General features: G+C 69.7%; 10 protein-coding genes. 7 read left to right on the top strand and 3 right to left on the bottom strand.

Annotation, left to right across the window (positions count from 1 at the left end):
- Positions 1-84: 84 nt before the first annotated feature.
- Positions 85-1026, bottom strand: a complete 942-nt coding sequence (locus KR541_RS23165) for a helix-turn-helix transcriptional regulator (RefSeq protein ID WP_204384418.1) — start codon at positions 1024-1026, stop codon at positions 85-87.
- Positions 1027-1243: 217 nt separating this feature from the next.
- On the opposite strand from KR541_RS23165, the gene KR541_RS23160 reads away from it, so the two are divergent.
- Genes KR541_RS23160 through KR541_RS23145 form a run of 4 tightly spaced genes read left to right on the top strand, consistent with a single transcriptional unit; the run spans position 1244 to position 5398 of the window.
- On the top strand, positions 1244-2896 hold the full coding sequence (locus tag KR541_RS23160) for a (2,3-dihydroxybenzoyl)adenylate synthase (RefSeq protein ID WP_089489610.1): 1653 nt from the start codon (positions 1244-1246) through the stop codon (positions 2894-2896).
- Entirely contained in the window at positions 2893-3666 is a 774-nt protein-coding gene (locus tag KR541_RS23155; protein WP_050012359.1) for a thioesterase II family protein, read from the top strand. The genes KR541_RS23160 and KR541_RS23155 overlap by 4 nt, the downstream gene beginning before the upstream one ends.
- On the top strand, positions 3663-3968 hold the full coding sequence (locus KR541_RS23150) for an isochorismate lyase (protein WP_050012358.1): 306 nt from the start codon (positions 3663-3665) through the stop codon (positions 3966-3968). The genes KR541_RS23155 and KR541_RS23150 overlap by 4 nt, the downstream gene beginning before the upstream one ends.
- Entirely contained in the window at positions 3965-5398 is a 1434-nt protein-coding gene (locus KR541_RS23145) for an isochorismate synthase (RefSeq protein WP_216089809.1), read from the top strand. Before KR541_RS23150 ends, KR541_RS23145 begins: the two co-directional genes overlap by 4 nt.
- A gap of 13 nt (positions 5399-5411) precedes the next feature.
- On the opposite strand, the gene KR541_RS23140 is transcribed toward KR541_RS23145, so the two are convergent.
- Entirely contained in the window at positions 5412-6296 is an 885-nt protein-coding gene (locus tag KR541_RS23140; protein WP_050012356.1) for a LysR family transcriptional regulator, read from the bottom strand.
- Positions 6297-6373: 77 nt separating this feature from the next.
- Between KR541_RS23140 and KR541_RS23135 the strand changes: the two genes are divergently transcribed.
- Positions 6374-7675: an aspartate aminotransferase family protein gene (locus KR541_RS23135; protein WP_050012355.1), complete on the top strand. Its 1302-nt coding sequence runs from the start codon at positions 6374-6376 to the stop codon at positions 7673-7675.
- Between the two features lie 67 nt (positions 7676-7742).
- On the opposite strand, the gene KR541_RS23130 is transcribed toward KR541_RS23135, so the two are convergent.
- Positions 7743-8492 carry an SDR family oxidoreductase gene (locus KR541_RS23130; RefSeq protein WP_050012354.1) on the bottom strand — a complete coding sequence of 250 codons (750 nt, stop codon included), beginning with the start codon at positions 8490-8492 and terminating at the stop codon, positions 7743-7745.
- A 101-nt stretch (positions 8493-8593) separates the two neighbouring features.
- Here KR541_RS23130 and KR541_RS23125 point away from each other — a divergent pair, with 101 nt between their 5' ends.
- Both KR541_RS23125 and KR541_RS36960 read left to right on the top strand, forming a co-directional pair.
- Positions 8594-9511: an AraC family transcriptional regulator gene (locus KR541_RS23125; RefSeq protein ID WP_050012353.1), complete on the top strand. Its 918-nt coding sequence runs from the start codon at positions 8594-8596 to the stop codon at positions 9509-9511.
- A 73-nt stretch (positions 9512-9584) separates the two neighbouring features.
- Complete coding sequence (locus KR541_RS36960) at positions 9585-10442, top strand: AraC family transcriptional regulator (protein ID WP_124631613.1); 858 nt, start codon at positions 9585-9587, stop codon at positions 10440-10442.
- Positions 10443-10448 lie beyond the last annotated feature (6 nt).

Raw genomic sequence — 10448 nt, 5'->3', positions numbered from 1 at the left:
CGGCGGCGGCCACCCGTGAATGAGAATCTATCTCATTAACACCCATGAGCCCGGTCGATTCCTTTAGGCTGCCGGTCAGTTGTTTTAGATCGCCGCGCCCACCCGTTCGTGGTCGTCGATCGCGTTCGACGACACGCGGATATCGCTCGGCGAAATGCCGTAGCGCTTGCGGAACGCGATCGAAAAATGCGCGGGGCTGTAGCCGACGCGGTACGCGACGGTCGACACGTTCGCATCCTCCGCGCACAGCATCGCGTGCGCGGTCCGCAGCCGGTATTCCTGCAGATACGCGTACACGCTCGTGCCGAATACCTTGCGGAAGCCGGCCGTCAGCTTGCGCGAATTCATCCCGACGCGGCTCGCGAGCGCGTCGAGCGTCGGCGGATGCTGAAGCTCGCGCGTCAGGATGTCGCTCGCCGCGTACACGCGCTCGACATCCGACGACGTGACGCGCACGTCGGCCGGCGCCGATTGCCGCTGCGTGGCCAGCAACTGCGCGCTCAGCGCGGTCAGCTCGAACGCCTTCGCCTTCAGGTAGTACTCGCGCACCGCGCCATCGAACGGGCAGGTGGCGATCTGCACGGCGAGCGCCTGCAGCGCCTTCGACGCCGGGCAGCTGACGATGCGCGGATCGCCGCCCGTCGGCGCGAGCATCTTCTCCGGCAGCAGGCTCAGGTTGCGATCGAGCGCGTCGAGGCCGAGCTGCACGATCGTGTAGCGCAGCGGCACGTCGCGATCGTAGATCTGGTGCGTCGTGAATTCGCCGTCGTTGGCGATCACGCACAGGCCCGGCCCCTTGATGCATTGCTCGGGCTGGCCCGGCACGCGGCAGCGTAACTGCCCGCTCTGCACGAGGACGAGCTTCAGCCCTTTTTCGAGCGGCTCCTCGTACCAGTCGCGGCTGTCCGAGCACAGCGTGCCGCTCATGAGTTTCATGCCCGCGTCGATGTGCACCACGCCCGGATGATTGCCGGGCACGAGCACCGGCGGGTGACGTCGTGACGAAGCGAAGGAAGTCGATCTCATCGGAGGTCCGTTGGTGAGGCGGCACGCGCGGGCCGGCGCACGCCGGCGGCAACCGGCCGATTGTCCGGCCGGACCGGGCGGGCGCCGCGCGATCGACGCCCGATCGAACGAAATTGCCGCGATATCAAAAGAAACGGCGCTATCGCAGCACCTGTTCCAAATGATAATACCTCTCATTTACAATTTTTGACAACTTGCCGGAGCTCGAGGTCAGCGCATGCAATCCTCCCCTTCTTCCGTGGCGGCGGCCGTGCCGGCCGACGCGCCCGACTGGCCCGACGCGTTCGTGCGCCGCTACCGCGACGTCGGCTACTGGCAGGACACGACGTTCTTCGACGCGCTCGATGCCTGCGCGCAGCGCCATCCCGACGCGCTCGCGATCGTCGACGGCACGCTCCGGCTGTGCTATCGCGATCTGCTGGCGCGCATTCGCCGCGTCGCGGGCGGCCTCGCGCGGCTCGGCCTGACGCGCGGCGATACGGTCGTCGTCCAGTTGCCGAACGGCGCGCGCTTCATCGAGACGTGCTTCGCGCTGTTCCAGCTCGGCGTGCGGCCAGTGCTCGCGCTGCCCGCGCACCGTCACTACGAGATCGGCGCGTTCTGCCGCTTCGCCGGCGCGCGTGCGTACCTCGGCGCGTCGCCACTCGGCGATTTCGACTGCCGGCCGCTCGCGGCCGCGTTGCAAGCCGACTGCCCGACGCTCGAGCACGTCGTGATGGCCGGCGACGATCACGCGTTCACGCCGTTCGATACGCTGTACGGCGCGCCGCCCGTGCACGCCTGCGCGGCAAGCGCCGACGACATCGCGTGCTTCCAGTTGTCGGGGGGCACAACCGGCACGCCGAAGCTGATTCCGCGCCGCCATCGCGAATATCTGTACAACGTGCGCGCGTGCAGCGCCGCGAGCGGGTTCGACGCCGACACCGTCTATCTCGCCGCGCTGCCGATGGCGCACAACTTCACGCTGTGCTGCCCCGGCACGATCGGCGCATTGCTCGCGGGCGGCCGGGTCGTGACGACCGTACGGCCCGAGCCCGATCAAAGCTTCGCGCTGATCGCGCAGGAACGCGTCACGCATACCGCGCTCGTGCCGCCGCTCGCGTTGCTGTGGCTCGACGAGCAGCCGCAACGACAGGCCGACCTGTCGAGCCTGCGCGTGCTGCAGGTCGGCGGCGCACGGCTGATGGACCACGCGGCCGCGCGCGTGACGCCTGTGCTCGGCTGCCGGCTGCAGCAGGTGTTCGGCATGGCCGAAGGGCTCATCTGCTGCACGCGGCTCGACGATGCGCCCGAGCGCATCGCGCACACGCAGGGCCGCCCCGTGTCGGACGGCGACGAAGTGCGCATCGTCGATGAAACCGGCGCACCGGTCGCGCCCGGCGAAATCGGCGAACTGCAGGTACGCGGCCCGTACACGATCCGCGGCTACTACCGGCTCGCGGAGCACGACGCGACGGCATTCACGGCCGACGGCTTCTATCGCAGCGGCGACCGCGTGCGGCGCACCGCCGACGGCGACCTCGTCGTCGAAGGTCGCGACAAGGATCAGATCAACCGCGGCGGCGAGAAGATCTCCGCCGAGGAAGTGGAAAACCTGTTGCTCGCGCATCCGCAGGTGCACGACGCGGCGGTCGTCGCGATGCCCGACCCGATGCTCGGCGAACGGACCTGCGCGTTCGTCGTCGCACGCACGCCGGCCCCGTCCAGACTGGTGCTGAAACGTTATCTGCGCGACTGCGGGCTCGCGGCGTTCAAGATCCCCGACCGCATCGAATTCATGCCGCGTTTTCCGGAAACCGGCATCGGCAAGACCAGCAAGAAATCGCTGCGCGACCTGTTGCGCCGCCAGTTGCAGCCGGCGGCCGCATGAGCACGCGCGCGACCGATTCGCACTGGATTCGCGAGCTGCGGCTGTCGCCGTGCCCGCGCGCGCAACTCGTCTGCTTTCCGCATGCAGGCGGCACCGCGAATTTCTTTCGCGGCTGGCGCCGTGCGCTGCCGTGGGACGTCGATCTGCTCGCGCTGCAGTATCCGGGCCGCGAGGAACGCTTCGGCGAGCCGTGCCTGCACTCGATCGACGCGCTCGCCGGCCCGGCCGCCGACGCGCTGCAACGCTATGCGCACGCGCCGCTCGTGCTGTTCGGGCACAGCCTCGGCGCGGCGCTCGCGTACGAGGTCGCGGTGCGGCTCGAAGCGCGCGGCGCCGCGCCGCTTTACGTGGCCGTTTCCGCGCTGCCGCCGCCGCATCGCCAGCGCCCGTCGGATCTGCACCTGCAATCCGACGACGCGCTCGTCGGCGATGTCGCCCGGCTGTCCGGCGAGCACGCCGCGCTCCTCGCCGATCCTGAAATGCGCGCGATCTACCTGCCGATGATCCGCCACGACTACCGCGCGATCGAAACGTATCGGCGCGACCGCCCGCCGCGCATCGATGCGCCGCTCGGCGTGATGCTGCCGCTCGCCGATCCCGAGCTGGACAACGACGAGGCGCAGGCGTGGCAGGACGTCGCGACGCGGCCGATCCGCGTCCAGACGTTCAACGGCGACCACTTCTATCTGCGGCACCAATACCCGGCGGTGATCGCCCATCTGGTCGAACGGATCGACCAGTCCCTTCGTTACGGAAAGGAGTACACATGAAAACACCGGACGCCTGCATGGGGCTTCCCGACATTCGCGAAGCGATCGATCGCCTGGACGCCGACATCATCGACGCGCTCGGCCGGCGCATGCAGTACGTGTTGGCCGCGTCGCGCTTCAAGCCGGACGAAGCGAGCATCGCCGCGCCGGAGCGGGTGGCCGCGATGCTGCCCGACCGGCGCCGCTGGGCCGAACAGGCTGGCCTCGACGCCGACTACGTCGAGACGCTGTTCGTCCAGCTCATCGCGTGGTACATCGCGCAGCAGACGCAATACTGGCGACAACAGCGGGGGCTCGCATGAACGCCGGCCTTCCGCTGCTGCACGACACGTTCGCGCGGGCGGCCCGCCGCGCCGCCGCCACCGGCACGGCGACGCTCGCGTCGGTCTCGGTGCCGCTGCGCCCGCTCGACTTCTTCGACCTGATCGCCGCGTGGGACGACGGCGTCACGCCGTGGTGCTTCCACGAAGCCGGCGATGCGTCCGTCACGCTGTTCGGCTGGGACTGCGCCGTCGAACTGCGCGCCACCGGCGACACGCGCTTCGCGCAGATCGACGCGCGCTGGCGCACGCTCGTGCGCGACGCGGTCACGGCCGGCCCGCAGCCGCCGCGGCTGGTCGGCGGCTTCCGGTTCGATTCGCAGGGCCCGCGCAGCGCGCACTGGGCGCCGTTTCCCGATGCGAGCATGACGCTGGCGCGGCTGCTGATCGTGCGCGAAGGCGACGCGTACTGGGCCGTCTGCCAGCAGGTCGTCGCCGCCCACGACGATCCGGCCGCGCTCGCGCATGCGTGTCTCGCGCGGATCGAGTCGCTCGGTGCGCTTGCCGAGGCCGCGGAGGACGATCCGCCGCAACTGCTGCACACGCAGGCGCTGCGGGCGAGCGAATGGCAGCACGAAGTCCGTCGCGCAGTGGACGCGATCCGCGACGGCGCGTTCGGCAAGGTCGTGCTCGCCCGCGACGTGCTCGAACGGTACGCGCGGCCCGTCGCGATCGCGCCGCTGCTGCGCCGTCTGCGGCGGCGCGATGCGCATGCGCACCTGTTCGCCGTCCGTCGCGACGGGGCGTGCTTCGTCGGCGCCACGCCGGAACGGCTCGCGCGTGTCGCGGCCGGCGACGTGCGCACGCATGCGCTGGCCGGCACGATCCGGCGCGGCGCGACGCCCGACGACGATCGCGCGCTCGGCGCCGCGCTGATGGCTTCGGCGAAGGAACGGCTCGAACACGCGCTCGTCGTCGACGCGATCCGTGCCGCGCTCGCGCCGCTGGCGCGCACGCTCGACGTGCCCGATCAACCGTCGCTGCACCGGCTGCCGAAGCTGCAGCACCTGAGCACGCCGATCCGCGCGGCGCTGAATGCGGATGCGTCGCTGTTGCAGGTCGTCGCCGCGCTGCATCCGACGCCCGCGGTGGCCGGCCATCCGCGCGTACCGGCGCTCGACCACATCCGTGCGCACGAAGGCTTCGATCGCGGCTGGTATGCGGCGCCGATCGGCTGGATCGACGCGCACGGCAACGGCGATTTCATCGTCGCGCTGCGCTCGGCGCTGGTCGCGGGCGGCGCGTGCCGGCTGTTCGCGGGCTGCGGCATCGTCGCCGAGTCCGAGCCGGGCAACGAATATCAGGAAACCGAACTGAAGCTATCGGGCATGCAGGCGGCAATCCGCGTGCGCGATGCGGCCGCGCAGACGCGTGGCCGCACGCAGATGTCGGCCTCGTCGATGGTCGACTGATCCGCGTCGACCGTCAAAGCAATGGCAGCGTTTGCCGGATATGGTCGGCGAATGCGGCGGTCAGGTGCGACGGTCGCTTCCGGTCGAACCGCAGCGTAATGCCCACCGCCGGCAACGGCGGCAAATGCGGATCGCCGTTGACGATCGCGACGTCGGCCGGCACGGCCGTCTGTGTCATCACCGCGAACGCCTGCCCCGAACGCACCAGCGCGATCAGCCCGGCGAGGCTGCTGCTCGCATACGCGACGCGATAGTCGCGGCCGGCGCGGTTCAACGCGTCGCACGCGGCAACGTGATCGAGCGTATCGCGATCGGACAGCGCCAGCGGCAGCGGATCGAAATGCGCGGGATCGAGCCCCGGATAGCCGATCCAGACCAGTTGCTCGCGGCGAATGATGTCGCCGGTCGCACCGTCGTCCGGCACGGAAATCATCGCCAGATCGACCGCGCGCTTCTCCAGCTGTTCGACGAGCCGCGGCGTCGGCCCGCAGACCACTTCGACGATCGCCTGCGGATGCTGGCTCGAAAACTGCCGCAGCAGCGACGGCAGCCACACTTGCGCGTAATCGTCCGGGCAGCCGAACCGGATCGTCCCCGACAGCCCCGTGCCGCACAGATCGGCCATCGCCTCGTCGTGCAGCCGCAGGATGCGCTGCGCATGCACGAGCAGCCGCTCGCCCGGATGCGTGAGCACGACGCCGCGGCCGGTGCGCTGGAACAGCGGCTGGTCGACCGCCTCCTCGAGCCGCTTCATCTGCTGGCTGAGCGCGGATTGCGTGCGGCCGACGCGCGCGGCCGCGCGGCTCAACGCGCGCACCTCGGCGATCACGACGAACGAGCGCAGCAGGTCGATTTCGAGCGAAAGCGCCAAGGTATTAGCCCCTTTTCTAGCTTGCATTAGAACTATTCGTTTCCATCAAACCAGACGCGCGCCTAGACTGCAAGCGATCCCTGCCCTTTTGCCCGGAGACGCCCATGTCCCTGAACGACGACGCAACCTTCTGGCGCAACGCCAGGCAGCATCTGGTCCGCTACGGCGGCACGTTCGAGCCGATGATCGTCGAGCGCGCGAAAGGCAGCTTCGTGTACGACGCCGACGGCCGCGCGATCCTCGATTTCACGTCGGGCCAGATGAGCGCGGTACTCGGCCACAGCCATCCGGAGATCGTGTCCGTGATCGGCGAATACGCGGGCAAGCTCGATCACCTGTTCAGCGGGATGCTGTCGCGGCCGGTCGTCGATCTCGCGACGCGCCTCGCCGACATCACGCCCGCCGGACTCGACCGCGCACTGCTGCTCAGCACCGGCGCGGAATCGAACGAGGCGGCGATCCGGATGGCGAAGCTCGTCACCGGCAAGTACGAGATCGTCGGCTTCGCGCAGTCGTGGCACGGGATGACGGGCGCCGCCGCGTCGGCCACGTACAGCGCCGGCCGCAAGGGCGTCGGACCGGCGTCGGTCGGCTCGTTCGCGATTCCGGCGCCGTTCGCGTACCGGCCGCGCTTCGAGCGCAACGGCGCGTACGACCCGCTCGCCGAACTCGACTACGCGTTCGACCTGATCGACCGTCAGTCGAGCGGCAACCTCGCCGCGTTCATCGCGGAGCCGATTCTCAGTTCGGGCGGGATCATCGAGTTGCCGGAAGGCTATATGGCCGCGCTCAAGCGCAAGTGCGACGCACGCGGGATGCTGCTGATCCTCGACGAAGCACAAACGGGCGTCGGCCGCACCGGCACGATGTTCGCGTGCCAGCGCGACGGCGTGACACCCGACATCCTGACGCTGTCGAAGACGCTCGGCGCCGGGCTGCCGCTCGCGGCGATGGTCACGTCCGCGGCCATCGAGGAACGCGCGCACGAGCTCGGCTACCTGTTCTACACGACGCACGTGTCCGACCCGCTGCCGGCCGCCGTCGGCCTGCGCGTGCTCGACGTCGTGCAGCGCGACGGTCTCGTCGCGCGCGCGAACACGATGGGCGAGCGGCTGCGGCGCGGGCTGCTCGACCTGATGGAGCGCTTCGACTGCATCGGCGACGTGCGCGGGCGCGGGCTGCTGCTCGGCGTCGAGATCGTCAAGGATCGCCGCACGAAGGAGCCGGCGGACGGCCTCGGCGCGAAGATCACGCGCGAGTGCATGAAGCTCGGGCTCAGCATGAACATCGTGCAGTTGCCCGGCATGGGCGGCGTGTTCCGGATCGCACCGCCGCTGACCGTCAGCGAAGACGAGATCGACCTCGGCCTGTCGCTGCTGGAGCAGGCGATCACGCGCGCGCTTTAACGTTCTTCACCGCCTCACTCGGTCCGTCGCACCGGCTCAACCTGCCGGCGCGACGGGTTCCGATCGTTCAACCCGCTTCCGCCGCCCACGCTTGTGCGTCGGCGCCAGCCGGAATGCGCATCGGGCTCGACGGATCGGTCGCCGCGCGCCACACGGCTTCGGCGACGTCCTGCGCATGGGTGATCGGCCCCGACGCATCGAGCATTCGCGCGACGGCCTTGCCGACGAAGTCCGCATACGCTTCGTGCTCGAAGCCGTGCATGTTGCCCCGTGCGTTGTCCGCGAAACGCGTATCGGGCGCGCGGCCCGGCAGCACGAGATGCGTGCGCACGCCGAATGGCTCGAGTTCGACCGCCATCGATTCGGTATAGGCGTTGACCGCCGCCTTGCTCGCCCGGTACGCGCTGACCAGCGGCAGCGCCTTCAGCGTCACGCTCGACGTGACGTTCACGACCACGCCGGCGCCGCGCGCGCGAAACTGCGGCAGCACGGCCTGCGTCACCGCGATCGTGCCGATCGTGTTGGTGTCGAACAGCGCGCGCACCGTGTCAAGCGGCGTGAGTTCGGCCGGCGCGGCCGCGCCGAAGCCCGCGTTGTTGACGAGCACGTCGATCGGGCCGGCGGCGTCGACCGCGGCGCGAATGCTGTCCGCGTTCGTCACGTCGAGCGGCAGCACGCGCAGGCGCTCCGCCGGCGGCAGCACGTCGTCGCTCGGCGTGCGCATCGTCGCGACGACCTGCCAGTCGCGCGCGAGAAAATAGCGGGCGATTTCGAGGCCGAAGCCGGAAGAACAGCCGGTAATCAATACAGTTTTCATGCGAACTCCTCGGGTGTGTTGAGCATGTGTTCGTACGATAGAGGGCCGGCGCCGTATTCGCTACAATCGACAATCCGCTTTTCTTTTGCGAGAGTCCGGCGATGATCGACCCGCTGACCGAAGTCGTGACGCTGCTGCAACCGGGCGCGCGGTACGCGAAGTACGTGCGCGGCGCGAGCCCGTGGGCGATCAACCGCACGGTCGCCGGCGAGCCGTTCTATTGCGCGGTCCTCGACGGCGGCTGCCGGATCGCGATCGACGGGCACGCGCCGATCGAGTTGCTGGCCGGCGATTTCATGCTGATTCCGGCCGCCTACGGCGTCGCGATGTCGAGCCTCGAACCGCCGCCGCCGGGTGTCGAGACCGCGCCGCCCGTCATGATCGAGCCCGGCGAATACCGGATCGGCGACCCCGCGAACCCGGTCGACACGCGGATGATGGCCGGCAACTGCAGCTTCGGTTCGCCCGATGCGGCACTGCTGGTGTCGCTGCTGCCGCGCTTCGTGCACGTACGCGGCGAGCCGCGGCTGACTACCCTCGTGCAACTGGTGCGCGACGAATCGCGCGCGCAACGGCCGGCCCGCGAGATCGTGCTGGCGCGTCTGCTGGAAGTGCTGCTGATCGAGGCGATGCGGTTCACGACCGGCACGCACGCGTCGCCCGGGCTCGTGCGCGGGCTCGCCGACAGTCGCCTCGCCGCCGCGCTCCGGCGGATGCACGAATGCCCCGCGCACCCGTGGACGATCGTCGAACTCGCGAAGGAAGCCGCGCTGTCGCGCTCCACGTTCTTCGAACGCTTCAGCCGCGCGGTCGGCGTCGCGCCGATGGAATACCTGCTGACGTGGCGCATGGCGCTCGCGAAGGATCTGCTCCGCCGCAACGAAGGCCGCATCGCCGAAATCGCGGCGCGCGTCGGCTACAGCTCGGCAAGCACCTTCAGCGTCGCGTTCGCGCGGCACGTCGGCCGGCCGCCCGCGCAATATGCGCGCGACGAACAGGCGACGGTGAGCGAATCATGAACCGCACCCGCCCTCTCTGTTCCGCCACCTGCAACCCCGTTGCGTCACGCCGCGACGACGGTCGAGGCCCCCGATGACGACAGACGCCAAGGCCGCCGGCACGACCGACCACTGGCTCGTCGCGCGTCGCGACGCGGAGACCGGCATCGAAAGCCTGCACGCGCATTTCAACGGCCATGCGTACGATGCGCACGATCACGACGACATGCTCGTCGGCTTCACCGAACAGGGCGTGCAGCGCTTCCAGTGCCATCGTTCGCTGCATACGAGCGTGCCGGGCCGCGCGATCCTGATCGAGCCGGGCGCGATGCACGACGGCCACGCGCCCGAAGCCGGCGGCTTCACGTACGGGATGCTGTACCTGCCGCAAGCGTGGGTCGAGCGCGCCGCGCGCCGGCTCGACCTGCCGGGCCTGGGCAGCGTCGAAGCCACGTTCGGCCATACGCTCGTCGACGATCGCGGCCTCGTCGACGCGATCCGGAATGCGTTCTTCGCGCTCCACGACAACGAAGGCCGGCTCGCGCGCGACCAGACGCTCGACCGCCTGCTGATGCGGCTCGGCAGCCAGCTAGGCCGCCCGCCCGCGCTGGAAAGCGGCGTCGTGCCGCCCGCGATCGTCCGCGTGCGCGACCTGCTGCACGAACACATGGACGACAACATCGGCCTCGACGAACTCGCGAGCGTCGCCGGCGTCGACCGGTTCCGGCTCACGCGGATGTTCCAGCGCGCGTTCGGCACGTCGCCGCACGCGTACCTCGTGCGCTTGCGGCTGCGCGCCGCGCGCAGGCTGCTGGCCGCCGGCCGCACGCCCGCGCAGGCGGCCGCCGACGTCGGTTTCGCGGACCAGAGCCACCTCGGCCGCTGGTTCCGCCGCGCGTACCGGATCACGCCGGCCGCATACCGGCAACTCTGCACAAACGTTCCAGACTGATCGCGC

The organism is Burkholderia sola (assembly GCF_905400185.1).
Lineage (GTDB): Bacteria > Pseudomonadota > Gammaproteobacteria > Burkholderiales > Burkholderiaceae > Burkholderia > Burkholderia sola.
Note: the sequence above shows the minus strand (reverse complement) of the source record. Positions and strands in the feature narration are given on the sequence as shown.